Origin of the sequence: Gordonia sp. DT219, assembly GCF_049847065.1 — a bacterium.
GTDB lineage: Bacteria > Actinomycetota > Actinomycetes > Mycobacteriales > Mycobacteriaceae > Gordonia.
The window spans coordinates 136,139-154,625 of the sequence record NZ_JBNCNR010000007.1; the positions used below are offsets into that span (position 1 = coordinate 136,139).

Below are 18,487 nucleotides of genomic sequence, written 5' to 3' on the forward strand. Positions count from 1 at the left end.
GATGTGACGACACTCGACCAGCGCGGAGCGGAGTCCGCTTCGGAGCCGAGCCGGCAGTTCGATCAGGCCCGGGCCGAGGCGGCCGTGCGCGAACTGCTCATCGCAGTCGGCGAGGACCCGGAACGAGAAGGCTTGCGGCGCACGCCGACCCGCGTGGCCAACGCCTACCGCGAGATGTTCGCCGGGCTCTACACCGATCCGTCGGAGGTCCTCGCGACGACCTTCGACGAAGATCATGACGAACTCGTCCTGGTCAAGGACATCCCCTTGTACTCGACGTGTGAGCACCACCTGGTGTCCTTCCATGGCGTCGCGCACGTCGGCTACATCCCCGGCGTGAGTGGGCAGGTGACCGGGCTGTCCAAACTCGCGCGGCTCGTCGACCTCTACGCCAAACGGCCGCAGGTCCAGGAGCGGCTCACCACCCAGATCGCCGACGCCATCGTGCGCAGGCTCGACCCGCGCGGGGTCATCGTGGTGATCGAGGCCGAACATCTCTGCATGGCGATGCGCGGTATCCGTAAACCCGGAGCGCGTACCACCACGTCGGCGGTTCGCGGACTGTTCAAGACCAGTGCGGTGTCCCGGGGCGAAGCGCTCGACCTGATCACCCGGTGAACACCGCTGCAACCCAGGTGATGGGAATCATCAACGTCACCGCCGACTCGTTCTCTGACGGCGGCCGGTACCTGGACCTCGACGCTGCGCTGGCCCACGGGCAGCAGCTGCTCGATGACGGTGCCGACCTGATCGACGTCGGCGGCGAGTCCACCCGGCCCGGAGCCATCCGCGTCGACCCGGACATCGAGACCCGACGCGTCGCCCCCGTCATCTCCGGACTGACCGGTCTCGGGGCCACCGTCTCGGTCGACACCATGCGTGCGTCGGTCGCCGCCGCCGCGATCGAGGCGGGCGCCCGCCTCGTCAACGACGTCTCCGGCGGTCGCGCCGACGCCGACATGGCGCGCGTCATGGCCGATGCCGGGCTGCCCTGGATTCTCATGCACTGGCGGCCCGCCGGCGATGACTCCGATGCGGGACGCCGGTTCATCCACCGCGTCGACGACACCGGCGGCTATCACGACGTCGTCGCGGAGGTGAGCCGGGAACTGCTCGGACAGGTCGACGCAGCGGTTGCCGCCGGAGTCGACCCGGATCGGATCATCCTCGATCCGGGCCTCGGTTTCGCCAAGACCGCCGAACACAACTGGACCCTGCTGCACGCGCTGCCGACCTTCGTCGGACTGGGCTTCCCGATCCTCATCGGCGCGTCCCGCAAACGCTTCTTGGGTAGATTGCTCGCCTCCGGCGGTGGATTATCCGCCTCCGGCGATGGTGGATCGCTCGCCTCCGGCGACGCCGAACGACCACCGGCCGGACGCGATGTGGCGACTGCCGCGGTCTCGACACTGGCCGCCGCCGGTGGCGCGTGGGGCGTCCGCGTGCACGATGTGGCCGGCAGTCGCGACGCCGTGCGCGTCGCCGCCGCGTGGTGCGCGGGCGGAGCGGACCGCGTCGGGCGGGACACGTCCACACCGACCGGATACGCCGCCCATGGACACGTCGGGGAGCAGCACTGATGGCCGACCGGATCGAACTGCGCGGTCTGCGTGTGCACGGCAACCACGGGGTCTTCGACCACGAGCGCACCGACGGTCAGCTGTTCATCATCGACGTCACCCTGTGGCTGGATCTGCGTGCGGCCGCGGCCACCGATGACCTCGCGCAGACCGTCGACTACGGGACGCTGGCCCAGCAGGTCCACCGCATCGTCGCCGGTCCACCGCATGATCTGATCGAGACGGTGGGCGCCGAGATCGCCGACGAGGTGATGGCCGACCAACGCATCTCGGCCTGCGAGGTCGTCGTCCACAAGCCGTCTGCACCCATCCCGCTGGCCTTCGACGACGTCGCCGTGGTGACCCGACGATCCCGGAAGTCGGTCAAGTGATCGCGCCCGGTCACAGCCGCGCGGTGCTGTCGGCAGGCGCCAACGTCGGCGACCCGATGGCGATGCTGCGCCTCGTTCCCGGCGGGCTGGCCGATGCGGGCGCCGACATCCGCGTCGTCGATGTCTCGCAGGTGTACGCGACCGCCCCGTGGGGCGGTGTCGAGCAGGATGATTTCCTCAACATCACCCTGATCGTCGAGGGCGAACGAAGCCCGGTGGACTGGCTGCGTCTGGGCGCAGAACTGGAGACCCGCGCCCACCGCACGCGGGAGGTGCGATGGGGTCCGCGCACCCTCGACGTCGACGTCATCAACGTGGCCGACGCCGACGGGGTCGTGCGCTCCGACGACCCCGAACTGACGCTGCCCCATCCGCGGGCCGCGCAACGCGCCTTCGTGCTCGTGCCGTGGCTCGAGATCGAGCCCGACGCCGAACTCGTGACGCCCGACGGCCCTCGGCGGGTCGCCGAGCTGGCCACGGCGCTGCCGCAGGCCGAGCAGGACGGTGTACGCCGGATCGGACCGCTGTGATGAGCGGATCCACCGCACCCAAGAAGGACGACGACGAACAGCAGGGCATGGGGCCGACCAAGCCGCTCGACCTGGTCCTCGTGGCCGTCATCGTGGGTGTCACGGCCTGGATCCTGGTGCGCTACAACTACTCCAGCGTGCCGCCGATCCCGGCGCTGGCCGGCATCGTCCTCTATGTTCTCGCGGTGATCGAGGCCGTCACCGGGTTCATCGTGCATGCTCGGGTCCAGGGTCGCCAGGTCGGCCGGGCCCGCGGACAGCTGCACCCGCTGACCGCGGCGCGGGTGCTGGCGCTGGCCAAGGCGTCGGCGATCCTGGGGGCCATCGCCACCGGGCTGTGGGCCGGAATCCTGGTGTTCCTGCTCAACCAGACCGGTGTCACCGCCGCCCAGCACGACACGCCCGCCGCCGTCGTCGGGGTGATCGGCGGTGTGTTGCTCACCGTCGCCGCGCTCTGGCTCGAATACTGCTGCCGCGCCCCCGACGATCCCGACGACACCCCGGTCGACGGCGATACCCACCGGCATCCCGGTCCGGCCTGAGGTGCCGCGAACATCGACTGCGCGCGCGTGTATCGCATCGATGATTCGTGACTCTCCGCCGGGCTTGCGCGCCGCGAGCGAGCCCACCGGGTAAGTTGCACAGATATGACGACCTCCACCGGCCGTTCCACGGAAACCCGGCGCACGGGCCGCTCGGTCGGCCAGTGGTTGCTCGGGCTGCTGATTGTGCTCGCGCTGGCGGCCAGCATCCTGATGATCTTCAGCAACAATCTGTCGGTTGCCGGCACCCTGGCGGTGGTCGCGGCCCTGTGGGCAGCGGTCATCGGCGCGATCCTGGTGACCCGGTTCCGTAAGCAGGCCGAGACCGCCGAGGCCAAGAGCCGGGATCTGCGGTTGGTCTACGAATTGCAGCTCGAACGGGAGATCGCCGCCCGCAGGCAATACGAGCTGGACGTCGAGACCACCATCCGCAAGGAGATCTCCGCCGAATCCGGGACCGAACTGACCGCGCTCAAAGAGCAGGTGGTCTCACTGCGCGCGAGTCTGGAACGGCTGCTCGGCGAGTCCTTGCCCGACGACCAGGTCGCGCTGCCCAACGAGCGGCTGCGTGAGCTGGCGTCCGGCCTCGGCGGCGGTGGCCTCGGGCCCGATCGCTACGGCACCTCCTACGGGGATCTGGGACACGGCTCGGCCGCCTACGACTTCAGCGCCCCCGACGACAGTGTGGTCGCAGCCCGCGACTTCGCCGAGACCGTCCCCGCCGCCGACGACGGGCGTCACATCGAGCGCACGGCCGACCCGAACGAGATGACCGAGGTCATCCCCGTCGTCACCGAGGAGACGCTGTCCGGGAGTTTCGCCGCGTTCGGCACCGCACCGGAGCCGGACGAGACCGCATCGGTCGTCGAGGAACCGGTCGACCTGACGAGCACGCAGGCGCCCGCCCACCCCGGCCGGAATGAATCCGGGCCGAACGAGTCCCGTCCCGCCGAGTCTGCGGTGTTTGTCGACGAGACACCCACCGACGAGTGGGACCGGCCTGCCCCGGACTCCGCCACCGAGACCGCGGGCGCCGAGACCGCGGGCGCCGAGACCGCAGGCGCCGAGCCCGAGCCGGAGTCGGCCCCCACATCCGAAGCCGTCTCGGCCCCCACATCTGAAGCCGTCTCGGCCCCCACATCTGAAGCCGTCCCGGCCCCCACATCTGAAGCCGTCCCGGCCCCCACATCTGAAGCCGTCCCGGCCCCCACATCTGAAGCCGTCCCGGCTTGGGCCCGTGGTCGTCACGAGACCGCCGCCGGGCCCGGAGCGGTCGGCGGGCGGCGCCGCGCCGATGAGCCGCAGGCGTCCACCGAGACCTCGGAGCCCGTCGACGACCCGGACAGTGCCCACTCCAACGGTCTGCCGGTCTCCGAACTGCTTCGGCAGCTCCGCAATGCCGAAGCAGGTAGCGGCGGTCGCCGCCGCCGGGGCGACTGAATCCCGCGTCCGCACACACGCCGCAGTTGCGGGCGGTGAGTCCGGTCACATGGATTGGATTCGCCCAATCCGGCGGCCTAGCCTGGCTGTGCAACGTCTGGTACCCGGCCGTCGCGGTCCGGCACAATCGCTGTGCCTCCGCGCGGCAGCCACGGGACTGGAACGATCCGGAGGACAACGGTGACCTCACCGAATGATGACGCCCGCGCGGCGTCTTCTGGTACCCGCCCCGCATCAGGGGCGATCCCCGGTATCTCCAATCTGCCCACCCCGGCCCGCCTGACGGTCGGTCTCGTCTCGGCCGGACGGGTCGGCACCGCACTGGGCGAAGCACTCGAACGCGCCGGACATGTCGTCGGCGCCGTCGTCGCCCGTTCGCCGCAGTCCCGGCGACGCGTTGCGCAGCGACTGCCGGAATCGGCCGTCCTCGATCTCGCCGACGTCGTCGCCCGCTCCGAACTGCTCATCATCTCGGTTCCCGACGTGGTCCTGCCGTCGGTGATCGACGCCGTCGCGGCCACCGGTGCACTGCGTCCTCGGACCCTGGTCGCCCACACCGCCGGCGCCCACGGCGTCGGAATCCTCTCGCCGCTGGTCGAACTCGGCGCCATCGGATTGGCCATCCATCCCGCCATGACGTTCGTGGGGACCGTCGACGACACCGCGCGGCTTGCCCAGGCATGCTTCGGGATCACCGCGGCCGGCGAGGTCGGCGACGCTATCGCCTCGGCGCTCGTCCTGGAGATGGGCGGCGAGCCGGTGCGGGTGGCCGAGGCCGACCGCACGCTCTACCACGCCGCCCTCGCCCACGGCGCCAACCACCTCGTCGCCCTCGTCGACGACGCCATCAGCGCCCTGAACCGCGCGATCGCCGGCTCCGGCGGTGCCGGACAGTCCACCGCGACCGTCGACGGGAACCCGGTCCGGCTGGCCGAACGCGTCCTCGCGCCTCTGCTCACCGCGTCGCTGCAGAATGTTCTCGACCTCGGCGCCGGCGCACTCACCGGCCCGGTGGCCCGCGGTGACGCCGACGCCGTCGCCGCCCACCTCGCGGCGCTGCGGACACTGCCCGACGCGGATACCGACGACTCGATCGCCGAGGCCTACCGCATCCTCGCCCGCCGTGCCGCCCACCAATCCGGCGCGCCGCCGGCTGTTCTCGACGTATTGGAGCCACGATGAGCGCACACGTCGTCGCTGATGAGACCAACCTCTACACACCCGGGACGCTCACCGTGCACCGGGAGCCGCAGACCCTGCACCGCGTGAGTAATGCGTTGCGCCGCGCGGGCAAACGCGTCGTGCTGGTGCCGACGATGGGCGCCCTGCATGCCGGTCATCTGCAACTGGTGCGTGCTGCGAAGGGCAAGGGTGACGCCGTCGTCATCGTGTCGATCTTCGTCAATCCCTTGCAATTCGGTGTCGGCGAGGATCTCGACGCCTACCCGCGCACCTTCGACGCCGATCTCGAACTGCTGCGCCCGCTCGGTGTCGAGTTGGTCTTCGCGCCGACCGAGGCCGCGATGTACCCCGACGGCCGCCGCACGACGATCCAGCCGGGACCCGTCGGCGACATCCTCGACGGCGCCGCGCGCCCCGGGCACTTCGCCGGAATGCTCACCGTCGTCAACAAACTCCTCGCCATCGCGGCCCCGCACGCCGCGTACTTCGGTGAAAAGGACTACCAGCAACTGGTTCTCATCACGCAGATGGCCGCCGACCTGAACATGGATGTCGAGATCGTCGGGGTGCCGACGGTCCGTGAATCCGACGGCCTCGCGATGAGCTCACGCAACCGCTACCTCGATGCCGGCCAGCGTGAACTGGCGACCGCCCTGTCGGCGGCGCTGACCGCCGGATCGCATGCCGCCCCGGGCGGCAAGGACGCCATTCTCCATGCCGCGCATGCAGTTCTGGCGTCCGCACCCGACATCGAGCTCGACTACTTGGCCCTGCGTGGCCGGTCGTTGGAGGAGGCGCCGGACAAGGGCCACGGGCGGCTGCTCGTCGCCGCCCGCCTCGGTCCGGCGCGGCTGATCGACAACGTCGGCGTCGCGATCGGCCTGAGTCTGGAAGAACGCGCGGCCGGCTCCCCGTGAGCAAGTAGAACACCCACTGAGACAACATATTTCCTATCGAACGCACCGCCGATTCCGGAGGACCGCACATGCTACGCACCATGATGACCTCAAAGATCCACCGCGCCACCGTCACCCAGGCCGACCTGCACTATGTCGGCTCGGTGACCATCGACGCCGACCTGCTCGACGCCGCCGATCTCCTCGAGGGGGAGCAGGTCACCATCGTCGACATCACCAATGGCGCCCGCCTGGAAACCTATGCGATCGCCGGCGAGCGTGGTACCGGAGTCATCGGGATCAACGGTGCCGCAGCACATCTCGTTGCGCCCGGGGATCTGGTGATCATCATCGCCTACGGGATGCTCGACGCGCAGGAGATCGCCGACTACGCCCCGCACGTCGTCTTCGTCGACGAGCGCAACCGCATCCTGGAACAAGGTGCCGATCCCGCCCGCGCGCCCGAGGGCTCGGGATTGCGGGATCCGCGGCACGTCGACGAATTCGCCGTCGCCGGGATCTGATGCTCCTCACCATCGAAACCGGCAACACGAACACCCATCTCGGGGTGTTCGCCGGCACCGGCGCGCACGCCAGCCTCGTCCGCGACTGGCGTCTGCACACCGAGCCCGAACGCACTGCCGACGAACTGGCCCTGCTGATCAGGGGACTGCTCGGCTCCGACGTCGAGCAGGTGACCGGTGTGGCGGCCCTGTCCACCGTGCCGTCGTTGCTCCGGGAGACGCGGGTGATGGTCGGTCGGTACTTCGACAACCCGCACAACGTGATTCTCGAACCCGGTGTGCGCACCGGTGTTCCGCTGCTGGTCGACAACCCCAAAGAGGTGGGCGCCGACCGCGTCGCCAACTGCCTTGCCGCGCACCACAAATTCGGCGGACCGACGATCGTGGTCGCGTGCGGAACGGCCACCGTCGTCGACGCGGTGTCGGCGCGCGGCGAGTTTCTCGGCGGTGCGATCGCCCCCGGCGTCGACCTCGGCGTCGAGGCCCTGAGTGAGCACACCGTCACCGTCCGCAAGGTGGAGCTGATGCCGCCGCGCAGTGTGCTCGGCAAGAACACCATGGAGGCGTTGCAGTCGGGCATCCTCTTCGGCTTCGCCGCGCAGATCGACGGGCTCGTCGAACGCATCCGCACCACCGTCCCCGGATTCGACGGCGACGTCACCGTCGTCGCCACCGGCTACCTGGCGCCGCTGATGTTCGACGAATGCCGGACCCTGAGCACCCACCACACCCACCTCACGCTCGAGGGACTGCGACTGGTCCACGAGCGCAGCAAAGCCGCAACCACCCGCCGCAAATAGCCACCGGCCGTCACCACCTGGGGCGACTTTCGCCCGCAGCTGCACAAAATGTGGACCGTCGGACGCCACTGTGGCAAACTGTCCGGCGTGATCAAGAGCTGTCCGGAGTGTTGTCAGGGCTGAGTCCGCATCTGCGGCCGCCCTCCTTCGTGCTCCCTGCTCATCTTTCTGATCACTTTCGAGGTTTCTCACCATGACCGCATCGGTCCGGGTTCTCGCACCCGTCTCGGCACCAGCCCCCGACGCCCCACTCTCCCTGCAGGCCACCGACTACCGGTCCGCGATTGCCGCGGGCGCCACTGCCGTCGACATCCGCAGCCACCGCAAACGGCAGACCGACGGTGCATTGATCGGGGCCCTGGCACTCGACGCCGCCGAAGCGTTGGACCTGCTCACCCCGGGTTCGCCGTCGGCGCTGCGCTCGGCGACCGCCGGCGCCCGCTGGATCCTCGTGTCCGACGACGGCCACGAAGCCGAATGGCTGACATGGCATCTGCAGGCCCGCGGGGTGACCGGCGCGGTGTTCGTCGTCGGTGGCCATCGCAGTCTTCGGCGGGCCGGGATCAACGGCCTGATCAACCAGGGCGAGTTCGACGTCTTCTCCGCCCACTGAACCGGTACCCGTCGCGTCGGCGCCGGTCGACTCCCGTCGACAGATGCCACAACTTGGTACCCGCCGCTGCCGACGAATACCCTCACGTGCGTGAGTGACGCCCAGACTTCCCAGGCCGCGACCGCCGCCACTGCCGGTGGCGATCCGAGTGCAGACGAGCAGACCCCGGAGCAGTTACGCATCCGCCGGGGCAAGCGCGAGCGCATCCTGGATACCGGACGCGAGGCCTACCCGGTATCGATCCCGCGCACCCACAGCCTGGCCGAGATCCGCGCGCAGTTCCCCGACCTGGCGGCCGGCACCGAGACCGGCGAGATCGTCGGCGTCGCCGGCCGCGTCATCTTCTTGCGCAACAAGGGCAAGCTCTGCTTCGCCACGCTGCAGGAGGGTGACGGCACCCAGCTGCAGGCGATGGTCTCGTTCAACGGCGTCGGGGAGGAGTCGCTGACGCGGTGGAAGACCGACGTCGACCTCGGCGACATCGTGTTCGTCCACGGCCAGGTGATCAGTTCGCGCACCGGCGAGCTGTCGGTGATGGCCGACAGCTGGGCGATGGCATCGAAGTCGTTGCGGCCGCTGCCGGTGGCGCACAAGGAGATGAACGAGGAGACCCGCGTCCGGCAACGCTACGTCGATCTCATCATGCGGCCCGAGGCGCGCAGCATCGCCCGCACCCGGATCTCGGTGATGGCCGAACTCCGGGCGGCACTGGACCGGCGCGCGTTCCTGGAGGTCGAGACGCCGATGCTGCAGACGTTGCACGGTGGGGCGGCGGCGCGGCCGTTCGTCACCCATTCCAACGCCTTCGACATCGACCTGTATCTGCGTATCGCACCGGAGCTGTTCCTCAAGCGGTGCGTCGTCGGCGGCATCGAGCGCGTCTTCGAGATCAACCGCAACTTCCGCAACGAGGGCGCCGACTCCACCCACTCGCCCGAGTTCGCGATGCTGGAGACCTATCAGGCCTACGGCACCTACGACGACGCCGCGGTGATGACTCGTGAACTGGTGCAAGAGGTTTCGCAGGGAGTGCTCGGCACGCTGACCCCGACGATGCCCGACGGCGAGATCTACGACCTCTCCGGCGAGTGGACCTCACTCGAGATGTATCCGTCGCTGTCGGAGGCGTTGGGCCAGGAGATCGTCCCGCAGAGCGCAGCGACGGGAAATGAGTCCGGCACGAGCGTCGACGAGTTGCTCGCGATCGCGGCGAAGGTCGGCCTTGAGGTCCCGAAGGGCAAGGGTTACGGCCACGGCAAGCTCGTCGAGGAACTGTGGGAACACATGGTCGGCGAGAAGCTCACGCAGCCGGTGTTCGTCCGGGACTTCCCGGTGGAGACCTCGCCGCTGGTCCGCGCACACCGCAGCGTGCCCGGCGTCGTCGAGAAGTGGGACCTCTACGTCCGCGGCTTCGAACTCGCCACCGGCTACTCCGAGCTCGTCGACCCCGTCATCCAGCGCGAACGCTTCGTCGACCAGGCCCGGCTGGCCGCCGCCGGCGACGACGAGGCCATGCGCCTCGACGAGGACTTCCTCGCCGCGATGGAGTACGGCATGCCGCCGACCGCGGGCACCGGCATGGGAATCGACCGCCTCCTGATGGCCCTGACCGGGCTCGGCATCCGCGAGACCATCCTCTTCCCGCTGGTCAAGCCGCGCGACTGAGCGGTCGGCGACGGCGCTGCTGGAACCGGGGGAAGAACCGTTCTTCCCCCACTTCTTCGATCGTCCCCCAGAAGTTTCTCGCCGAAGAACCAAGAAGTCACGGAAGAACCAGCAAGTCACGGAAGAACCAGCAAGTCACGAAAGGACGATGTGTCGGCGCGGGCGTCGACGTGCGTCCAGTCCGCCGGCGGTTCGAGGGTGTCGCTTTGCCGGCGCGCGACGGACGCGTCTGCGTCGGAGGCATCCGGGCCGCGCTGCGCGATCCGTGAGATGCGTTCGGCCTCATCGAGTTCCAGCCAGATTCCGGTGAACTCGACGCCGGTCTCGGCGGCCACGTCGGCGATCGCCTGTTGCTGGGGCGGGCTGCCGAAGACGGCGTCGGCGACGACGCTCATCCCGCGCCCCAGGTCGGCGCGCGCCAGTCGGTCCAGTTCGACGTAGACTCCCGCCCGGGCCTCCGGTGTGTAGGCGCTGCGGGGCAGGGCCTCGGTCATGGCGACGCCCGCGAGCCGTTTGCGCAGGACGTCGGTGCGCAGGATGCGTGCTCCCGGTGCCGGTTCGACGTCGCCGCCGACGGCCCGGGCAACGGTGGTCTTGCCGGTGCCCGATCCGCCGCCGATGGCGATGAGCCGCGGCGCGACCGGATCGGTGAACCCCAGTGCCAGCGCCAGATATCGTCGGGCGTCGTCGGTGGCGTCCGCGGCCGCCGACACGTGCGCGCGGACGGTGGCGCGCACCGCCAGCATGGCCGGGAGCAGGCAGAAGCCGTCCTCGTCGGCGGCGCAGAGATCCAGATAATGGTTGACGACGACGTTGGCCTCGTGTCGTAGTCCGCGCGCCCACAGATCCATCACCAGGAAGGCGAGGTCGTAGAGCACGTCGGTGGTGGCCATCTCCTCGTCGAATTCCAGGCAGTCGAAGGGGACGGGCCGGCCGTCGATGACCGCGATGTTGCCCAGGTGCAGGTCGCCGTGCACGCGGCGCACCCGTCCGGCGCGGGCACGGGCGTCGAAGAGGTCGGCGTGCGCGGTGATCATCGCGGTGATCCGGTCGGTGACCTGCCGGGCCGTGGCGGGATCGAGGACGTCCGGGAACGCCGACATGCTCGCCAGATTGCCGTCGACGATCTCCTGCAGCCGGGCCGCGCCCTGCGGGTCGTCGTGCACCGGTGAGGTCGCATGGAGGTCGACGACGCTCTCGGCGAGCAACCGCAGGAAGGCATCGTCGAGACGGCCCGGTTCGGCGCGCTGTACCAACAGCGCTCCGTCGTCGAAGCGCGTCATCTCGAGCACCCAGTCGAGCGTCTCGCCCGGCCCGTCGAGGGTAGGCGAAGCATCGTCGGCGCGGCGGATCGCATGCACCGCGCGGTACAGCTCGGGCGCGAACCGCTGATTGAGCTCGAGCTCCTTGACGAGGACGTCGTGTCGCAGCTCCGGGGTGGAGAAGTCGAAGAACCGCAGGCGCACCGGGCGTTTCATCTTCCACGCCCGCGGCCCGTTCAGGAACACGAAGGCGCCGTGCGTGACGATCCGCGTGGTCGGCACGGTCGGGTCGAGGGCACCCGCCCGGGTGAGGAGATCCTCGGCCGTATCGAAGCCTTCGGGGTGCTTCGTCGTCGCCATACGTCCATCCGATCACAGCCGGCCGGGGGTCGCCAACAGGCCAGGAATCCAATGACAGTCGTACGGCCGCGAAAACGCGAACCGCGAGAAGTGCGGTCGACATGCCGATCCCGGATGCCTCGAGCCGCGCCGAGAATTGCGGTCACCTCTCTTCTTAACCCGACCAGCAACAGGGTGCGGCACACCAGTCCAGCGGCCAAGCCATCCACCAGGGTGCGAGCAGGGCCCCCTGTCGAAGCGGGGAATCAGGGAAACTCGTGCCGCCGGCACCACAGCCCCGGTGCCGTTCAAGACGCAGGCGAGGAGCCAACCGACAGGCTGGATTGCGCGACCACGAACAATGTAGTCAGTTTCCGACTATCTGTCAGAAACTGACACACGAGTGTAGGTTCAGAGCATGAGCACGAAACCGGCGTCGCTACGCGAACGCCGAACGGCGCAAACGCGCACAGAGCTGTCGGCGGTCGCCGCCGACCTGTTCATCCGGGACGGGCTCGCCGATACCACGGTCGAACGGATCGCCGCCGAGGCGGGCGTCTCCACACGCACCTTCCATCGATATTTCGTCACCAAGGAGGAGGCGATCGCGCCGATCCTCGACGCCTGTTGGCACGAGTACGTCGACGCCGTCGATCGGCAGCCCGGGGACCGGCAGATCGTCGACGTCCTGGTCTCGGCGCTGACCTCGACATTCGATGGCCAGTTGGGACGGCGTCACCGAGAGCTTCTCCGGTCGTTGCCCGAATCTCCGGCGCTCAAACCGATCTGGGAATCGGTGCATGCGCGCAGCGCCGAGGGGCTGCGCACAGTCTTGGCGAGCCGGCTGGGTCTCGACCCGAGCTCGTTGCACGCACGCTTCGCGGCAACATGTGTGGTCGCGGCCAACAGATTGGCCGTGGAGGAATGGGCCGCCGACACACGGGCCTCGGTGCCCGACGTGACACGCAGGTGCCTTGAGCTTCTCGGCGCTGGAGTACTACAAACATTGGCCCCGATGATGAAAGAAGGAGAACAATCATGAGTACAGGACGACTGGCAGGCAAGGTCGCATTCGTGACCGGTGCAGCCCGTGGGCAGGGCCGGGCGGAGGCGCTGCTCTTCGCCGAGCAAGGAGCCGACGTCATCGTCACCGATCTATGCGCAATCCCCGCCCAAACAGATTATCCCGCAGCAACTCCCGGTGATCTCGACGAAACCGTGGCGCTCCTCGAGAAGACCGGACGGAAGGTCGTTCACGCGATCACCGATGTGCGCGACCTTGCTGCGCTCGAGGAGCTGGTGGGTCGCGGTGTCGACGAGCTCGGGCGCCTCGACATCGTGGTGGCGAATGCCGGCATCGTTTCGTGGGGGCGATTCTGGGAGATGACGCCCCAGCGCTGGCAGGACATGATCGACATCAACCTCACCGGTGTCTTCAATACGCTTCGCGCGGCGGCGCCGGCCATGATCGATGCCGGCAACGGCGGCTCCATCATCGCCACGAGCTCGGTCGCAGGAATCAAATCCCTTCCGGGGCAGGCGCATTACAGTGCGGCCAAGCATGGCGTCGTCGGACTGGCGAAGTCTGCGGCAATCGAGTTGGCGCCTTACAACATCCGGGTGAACACCGTCCACCCGTGGGGTGTCTCGACCGCGATGGGCGCGATGGGCGTCGACGGCGAGAAGGTCTTCGCCGACAATCCCTCATACACCGCGGCGATGGGCCAATTCCTCTTCGAGCCACCGATTTCCAGCCCCGAGGACATCGCGAACTCCGTGTTGTTCCTCGCCAGTGACGAATCGCGGACGATCACGGGTACCCAGCTCACCGTCGATCACGGTGCCACGAAGATCTGAACCCTGGTCGATACGACCTCAGTCCAACTCCCGCTTGAGGATCTTCCCCGCCGCGTTGCGGGGAAAGGCGTCGACGAACACCACCGACCGCGGCACCTTGAAGTTCGCGAGATGTTCACGTGCGTAGGCGATGACGCCGTCCGCGTCGAGGCCGGCATCCGCGCGGACGGTGAGGTAGGCGCGTCCGACCTCTCCGAGCCGCTCGTCGGGGACGCCGATCACCGCCGACTCGGTGACGCCGTCGAGGCGGGCTAGGGTCTGTTCGACCTCGGCGGGGTAGACGTTGAAGCCGCCGCAGATGTACATGTCCTTGAGGCGGTCGGTGATGGTCAGGTTGCCGCGCTCGTCGAGGGTGCCGATGTCGCCGGTGTGCAGCCAGCCGTCGGCGTCGATCGTCTCGGCGGTGGCCACCTCGTCGTCGAGGTAGCCGCGCATCACCATCTTCCCGCGGGCGAGCACCTCGCCCTGCTCGGACAGCGCGATCTCCATGCCGGCGAAGGCTCGTCCACATGTGTTGGCGACGGTGTCGTCATCGTCGTCGGGAGTGCAGGTGGAGACGAATCCGCTGGCCTCGGTGAGCCCGTAGGCGGTGATCACGGTGTCGACGCCGAGATCACGCTGGATGCGTTCGACCAGCACGACGGGCACGATCGACGCGCCCGTGACCACCAGCCGCAGCGACGACAGGTCGACGCTCTCGCGCGCAGGTTCGTCAAGGATGGTCTGGAAGATGGTCGGCGCCCCGGGAAAGACAGTGATCCGTTGCGCGGCAACGTGCTTCATCGCCTCGGTGGGTGAGTACACGGCCTGCGGGATCATCGTCGCGCCGAACAGCGTGCAGGGCAGGATGCCCGCCTTGTAGCCGAAGGTGTGGAAGTACGGGTTGACCATCAGGTAGCGGTCGTCGGGGGAGAGCCGGCCGTTGGCGCCCCAGGCGTGCGAGCCGGCGACGGTCTGACGATGTTCGGCCAGTACACCTTTCGACTTTCCGGTGGTACCGGACGTGAAGAGAATGTCCGACAGGTCGTCGGGTGCGACGGCGTCGGCGCGGGCGTGTGCCTGCGCGCGAGTGTCCGCGGTGGCGAGCGAAAGGAAGTCGTCCCAGTCGACGGCGTCATCGACTGGGACGCGATTGTCCGACAGCGCGATTCGTACGACCAGGTCGGGCATCGACCCCCGGTGTGCGGTCATCAGCTCGGCGGCGTGATCGGTGCCGAGGAATTCGCCCGACACCAGCACGGCGCGGGCGTCCGACCGTTCGATGACGTCGACCGCCTCGCCCGCGGTGTAGCGGGTGTTGAGGGGGACGAGCACGCCGCCGGCGTAGTGGATGCCCAGCGCTGCGACCGGCCAGTGATGGCTGTTGGGTGACCAGAGCGCGACCCGATCGCCGTGGGCGATGCCGGAGGCGATCAGCGCGGCGGCGACCTCGACGACCCGATCGTGCAATTGCGACCACGTGTACTCGACCGGGGTGTTCCACTGGGTGTCGACGAGGGCGGGGCGATCCGGCCATTCGCGAACTGCCCGGCGCAATGCGGCCGGGGTCGTCGAGACGCTCTCCATCTCACCAACCTAGCACTTGCTTGGTGGGCTATGCTAGCGGTCATGGCCTCTATCGATCTCGCCGACAGGTCCCTCGACCTCGGCGAATGGGCAGCAGCGACGCCCGACGCAGACGCGGTGTTCACCGCCGCGGTGCGCGAATGGCTGACCGAGAACCTCGTCGGCGACTTCGCGGCACTGCGCGGACGCGGTGGCCCGGGCAGCGAGCACGAGTTCTTCGCCCAACGGCTCGAATGGGATCGTCATCTCGCACGCGCCGGATGGACATGTCTGGGCTGGCCCGTCCGCCACGGCGGGCGCGGTGCGACCCTCGACCAGCGCATCATCTTCCATCAGGAATACGCGCGTGCCGACGCGCCGGCACGCGTGAACCACCTCGGCGAAGAGCTCCTCGGCCCGACACTCATCGAGTTCGGCACCGAGGAACAGAAACAGCGCTTCCTGCCGGGGATAGTCGACGTCACCGAACTGTGGGCGCAGGGGTACTCCGAGCCCGGCGCCGGCTCGGACCTGGCGGCCGTCTCCACGTCCGCGCGACTCGAAGACGGGCGCTGGCACCTCGACGGGCAGAAGATCTGGACCTCGTTGGCGCACGTCGCACAATGGGCGTTCGTGCTGTGTCGCACCGAACCGGGCTCGACGCGCCACCATGGTCTGAGCTTCCTGCTCGTCCCCCTCGACCAGGACGGCATCACCGTCCGGCCCATCCAACAGCTCACCGGCACATCGGAATTCAACGAGGTCTTCTTCGACGACGCGGTCACCGACGCCGATCTCATCGTCGGTGAACCCGGTGGCGGCTGGCCGGTCGCGATGGGGCTGCTGCAGTTCGAGCGGGGTGTCTCCACCCTCGGTCAGCAGGTCGGTTTCGCCCGCGAACTCGAGGCCGTCACCGCGCTTGCCCGGCGCAACGGGGCTCTGGACAACCCGGAGATCGCCACCCGCATCGCCCGCGCGGGCATCGGGCTGCGCGTGATGCGCGCCCACGCCCCGGCCGTCATCGACGCCGCACCCGGCGCCGACTCGGTGGCAAAACTGTTGTGGGCCAACTGGCATCGCGATCTCGGCGAGCTCGCCATGGATGTGGTGGGGGCGGCGTCATTGATCGGACCCGACACGACGGTCGAGGGCGTACCCAACGACATCACCGATCCCGAGCACGTCGAACTCGACGAATGGCAACGGCTGTACCTGTTCACCCGCGCCGACACCATCTACGGCGGCTCGAACGAGGTACAGCGCAACATCATCGCCGAGCGGGTGCTCGGCCTACCACGAGAGGCACGCGTATGACCGTCTCGGACAGTCGGACCCATCGGTCCCCGTTGGCCGATCCGCCCGCGGAGACCCCCGGACACGGGCTACTGGCGGGCCGCAAGGTCGTCGTCACCGCCGCGGCGGGCACCGGCATCGGGTTCGCGACCGCCCGGCGGGCGTTGCTGGAGGGCGCCGAGGTACTCGTCAGCGACTGGCACGAACGCCGTCTTGCCGAGGCGCAGGCCGAGCTGGCGGCCCAGTTCCCCGACCAACAGGTGGCGCAGGCGGTCTGCGACGTCTCCGACACCGGCCAGGTCGACGCGCTGATCTCCCGCGCCGCAGACGAACTCGGCCGCATCGACGTCCTCGTCAACAATGCAGGCCTCGGTGGCGAGACCCCCGTCGCCGACATGACCGACGAACAATGGGATCGCGTCATCGACATCACCCTCAACGGCACGTTCCGGGCGACCCGCGCCGCGCTGCGCTACTTTCGCGCCGTCGAGCACGGCGGCGTCATCGTCAACAACGCGTCGGTACTCGGCTGGCGCGCACAGCGCGGACAAGCCCATTACGCCGCGGCGAAGGCCGGCGTGATGGCACTGACGCGGTGCGCCGCAATCGAAGCCGCCGATGTCGGGGTCCGGATCAACGCCGTCGCGCCCTCGATCGCCAAGCACCCGTTTCTCGCCAAGGTCACCAGCGACGACCTCCTCGACGAACTCGCCGCACGCGAGGCCTACGGCCGGGCGGCCGAAGTGTGGGAGGTCGCCGCCACCATCGCCATGCTCGCCAGCGACTACACCACCTACCTGACCGGCGAGGTCGTATCCATCTCCAGTCAGCGCGCCTGACCCCGAACACCCAGCAGGAGAACACATGTCCGCACCGCAGGCCTACATCGTCGACGCCGTCCGCACCCCGGTCGGCAGGCGCAACGGTTCGCTGGCCAAGACCCATCCGGCCGATCTCGGCGCGCACGTCATCTCCGCGATCCTCGAACGGACCGGCATCGACCCGAGGGCGGTCGACGACGTGGTCTTCGGTTGCGTCGACGCGATCGGGCCCCAGGCGGGAAACATCGCGCGCACGGCGTGGCTCGCGGCGGGCGGACCGCTCGCGATTCCCGGCACCACCGTCGACCGTCAGTGCGGATCGTCCCAGCAGGCAATCCATTTCGCGGCACAAGGTGTGTTGAGTGGCACCCAGGACGTGGTGCTCGCCGGTGGTGTGCAGAACATGAGCGCGATCCCGATCAGCCAGGCGATGGTCGCCGGCCGGGAGTTCGGGTTCACCACGCCCACAGCCGAATCGGTCGGCTGGCGAGAGCGCTTCGGCGACGCCGAGATCTCCCAGTTCGCCGGCGCCGACGCGATGGCGCAGAAGTGGGATATCAGTCGTGAGGACATGGAGGCGTGGGCGCTGCAATCGCATCAGCGGGCACGGGACGCCATCGCCGGGGGTCGCTTCGACAACGAGACCGTGGCGCTGGGGGATTGCGTCGTCGACGAATGCCCGCGCGAGACGTCGCTGGAGAAGATGGCGGGGTTGGCGCCGCTGGCCGACGGCTCGCGGCTGACCGCGGCGGTCGCCTCGCAGATCTCCGACGGCGCATCGGCGACCCTCGTCGTCTCCGAACATGCACTCGCCGAGCACAATCTCACGCCGCGGGCCCGTATTCATCACCTGTCGGTGCGCGGTGACGACCCGGTGATGATGCTGTCGGCGCCGATCCCGGCCACCGCCTACGCGTTGGAGCGGGCCGGGATGAGCATCGACGACATCGATGTCATCGAGATCAACGAGGCGTTCGCCTCGGTGGTGCTGGCGTGGCTGAAGGAGACCGGCGCCGACCCGGCCAAGGTCAACCCCAACGGCGGCGCCATCGCGCTCGGCCATCCGCTCGGCGCGACCGGGGCGAAGCTCTTCGCGACCCTGCTCAACGAACTGGAACGCACCGGTGGCCGCTACGGCCTGCAGACCATGTGCGAGGGCGGCGGTACCGCCAACGTCACCATCATCGAGCGCCTGGGCTGACTGCTCGCCGCCGACGGCACTCGGCG

General features: G+C 68.7%; 19 protein-coding genes. 17 read left to right on the plus strand and 2 right to left on the minus strand.

The window, feature by feature from the left end; genetic code table 11:
- The first annotated feature begins 3 nt into the window (after positions 1–3).
- The 12 genes from folE to lysS all read left to right on the plus strand — a co-directional run bounded on the left by folE (position 4) and on the right by lysS (position 10,143).
- Complete coding sequence (folE, locus tag ACPXB3_RS11390) at positions 4–618, plus strand: GTP cyclohydrolase I FolE (protein ID WP_425706401.1); 615 nt, start codon at positions 4–6, stop codon at positions 616–618.
- A gap of 20 nt (positions 619–638) precedes the next feature.
- Positions 639–1,580, plus strand: a complete 942-nt coding sequence (folP, locus tag ACPXB3_RS11395; protein WP_425727700.1) for a dihydropteroate synthase — start codon at positions 639–641, stop codon at positions 1,578–1,580.
- Positions 1,580–1,951: a dihydroneopterin aldolase gene (folB, locus tag ACPXB3_RS11400; protein WP_425706402.1), complete on the plus strand. Its 372-nt coding sequence runs from the start codon at positions 1,580–1,582 to the stop codon at positions 1,949–1,951. Before folP ends, folB begins: the two co-directional genes overlap by 1 nt.
- Positions 1,948–2,481 carry a 2-amino-4-hydroxy-6-hydroxymethyldihydropteridine diphosphokinase gene (gene folK / locus ACPXB3_RS11405; RefSeq protein ID WP_425727656.1) on the plus strand — a complete coding sequence of 178 codons (534 nt, stop codon included), beginning with the start codon at positions 1,948–1,950 and terminating at the stop codon, positions 2,479–2,481. The genes folB and folK overlap by 4 nt, the downstream gene beginning before the upstream one ends.
- Complete coding sequence (locus tag ACPXB3_RS11410; protein WP_425706404.1) at positions 2,481–3,023, plus strand: DUF3180 domain-containing protein; 543 nt, start codon at positions 2,481–2,483, stop codon at positions 3,021–3,023. Before folK ends, ACPXB3_RS11410 begins: the two co-directional genes overlap by 1 nt.
- A 105-nt stretch (positions 3,024–3,128) precedes the next feature.
- Positions 3,129–4,463 carry a DUF6779 domain-containing protein gene (locus ACPXB3_RS11415; RefSeq protein WP_425727657.1) on the plus strand — a complete coding sequence of 445 codons (1,335 nt, stop codon included), beginning with the start codon at positions 3,129–3,131 and terminating at the stop codon, positions 4,461–4,463.
- Between the two features lie 180 nt (positions 4,464–4,643).
- Entirely contained in the window at positions 4,644–5,645 is a 1,002-nt protein-coding gene (locus ACPXB3_RS11420; RefSeq protein WP_425727658.1) for a Rossmann-like and DUF2520 domain-containing protein, read from the plus strand.
- Positions 5,642–6,562 carry a pantoate--beta-alanine ligase gene (gene panC, locus ACPXB3_RS11425; RefSeq protein WP_425706407.1) on the plus strand — a complete coding sequence of 307 codons (921 nt, stop codon included), beginning with the start codon at positions 5,642–5,644 and terminating at the stop codon, positions 6,560–6,562. Before ACPXB3_RS11420 ends, panC begins: the two co-directional genes overlap by 4 nt.
- A gap of 68 nt (positions 6,563–6,630) precedes the next feature.
- Complete coding sequence (panD, locus tag ACPXB3_RS11430; RefSeq protein WP_425706408.1) at positions 6,631–7,065, plus strand: aspartate 1-decarboxylase; 435 nt, start codon at positions 6,631–6,633, stop codon at positions 7,063–7,065.
- Positions 7,065–7,865 (plus strand): type III pantothenate kinase, encoded by an 801-nt coding sequence (locus ACPXB3_RS11435; RefSeq protein WP_425706409.1) that lies wholly within the window; start codon positions 7,065–7,067, stop codon positions 7,863–7,865. Before panD ends, ACPXB3_RS11435 begins: the two co-directional genes overlap by 1 nt.
- A 193-nt stretch (positions 7,866–8,058) precedes the next feature.
- The gene (locus tag ACPXB3_RS11440; RefSeq protein WP_425706410.1) at positions 8,059–8,478 is read left to right on the plus strand and encodes a rhodanese-like domain-containing protein; all 420 of its coding nucleotides are present in this window, start codon (positions 8,059–8,061) and stop codon (positions 8,476–8,478) included.
- 90 nt (positions 8,479–8,568) lie between these two features.
- Entirely contained in the window at positions 8,569–10,143 is a 1,575-nt protein-coding gene (lysS, locus tag ACPXB3_RS11445) for a lysine--tRNA ligase (protein ID WP_425706411.1), read from the plus strand.
- Between the two features lie 116 nt (positions 10,144–10,259).
- Here lysS and ACPXB3_RS11450 read toward each other — a convergent pair whose 3' ends face one another.
- Positions 10,260–11,765 carry an AAA family ATPase gene (locus ACPXB3_RS11450; RefSeq protein ID WP_425727659.1) on the minus strand — a complete coding sequence of 502 codons (1,506 nt, stop codon included), beginning with the start codon at positions 11,763–11,765 and terminating at the stop codon, positions 10,260–10,262.
- Between the two features lie 397 nt (positions 11,766–12,162).
- Between ACPXB3_RS11450 and ACPXB3_RS11455 the strand changes: the two genes are divergently transcribed.
- Positions 12,163–12,786 (plus strand): TetR family transcriptional regulator, encoded by a 624-nt coding sequence (locus ACPXB3_RS11455; protein ID WP_425727660.1) that lies wholly within the window; start codon positions 12,163–12,165, stop codon positions 12,784–12,786.
- Positions 12,783–13,601 (plus strand): mycofactocin-coupled SDR family oxidoreductase, encoded by an 819-nt coding sequence (locus ACPXB3_RS11460; protein WP_425727661.1) that lies wholly within the window; start codon positions 12,783–12,785, stop codon positions 13,599–13,601. The genes ACPXB3_RS11455 and ACPXB3_RS11460 overlap by 4 nt, the downstream gene beginning before the upstream one ends.
- An 18-nt stretch (positions 13,602–13,619) precedes the next feature.
- Here the strand turns inward: ACPXB3_RS11460 and ACPXB3_RS11465 are convergent, their stop codons facing one another.
- On the minus strand, positions 13,620–15,167 hold the full coding sequence (locus tag ACPXB3_RS11465; protein ID WP_425727662.1) for a FadD3 family acyl-CoA ligase: 1,548 nt from the start codon (positions 15,165–15,167) through the stop codon (positions 13,620–13,622).
- A gap of 42 nt (positions 15,168–15,209) precedes the next feature.
- On the opposite strand from ACPXB3_RS11465, the gene ACPXB3_RS11470 reads away from it, so the two are divergent.
- Genes ACPXB3_RS11470 through ACPXB3_RS11480 form a run of 3 tightly spaced genes read left to right on the plus strand, consistent with a single transcriptional unit; the run spans position 15,210 to position 18,461 of the window.
- Positions 15,210–16,460, plus strand: a complete 1,251-nt coding sequence (locus tag ACPXB3_RS11470; RefSeq protein WP_425727663.1) for an acyl-CoA dehydrogenase family protein — start codon at positions 15,210–15,212, stop codon at positions 16,458–16,460.
- A complete protein-coding gene (locus ACPXB3_RS11475) occupies positions 16,457–17,278 on the plus strand; it encodes an SDR family oxidoreductase (RefSeq protein WP_425727664.1) in 822 nt (273 codons plus the stop codon). The genes ACPXB3_RS11470 and ACPXB3_RS11475 overlap by 4 nt, the downstream gene beginning before the upstream one ends.
- A 25-nt stretch (positions 17,279–17,303) precedes the next feature.
- Positions 17,304–18,461, plus strand: coding sequence for an acetyl-CoA C-acetyltransferase (locus ACPXB3_RS11480; RefSeq protein WP_425727665.1), 1,158 nt, complete (start codon positions 17,304–17,306; stop codon positions 18,459–18,461).
- Positions 18,462–18,487: the final 26 nt, after the last annotated feature.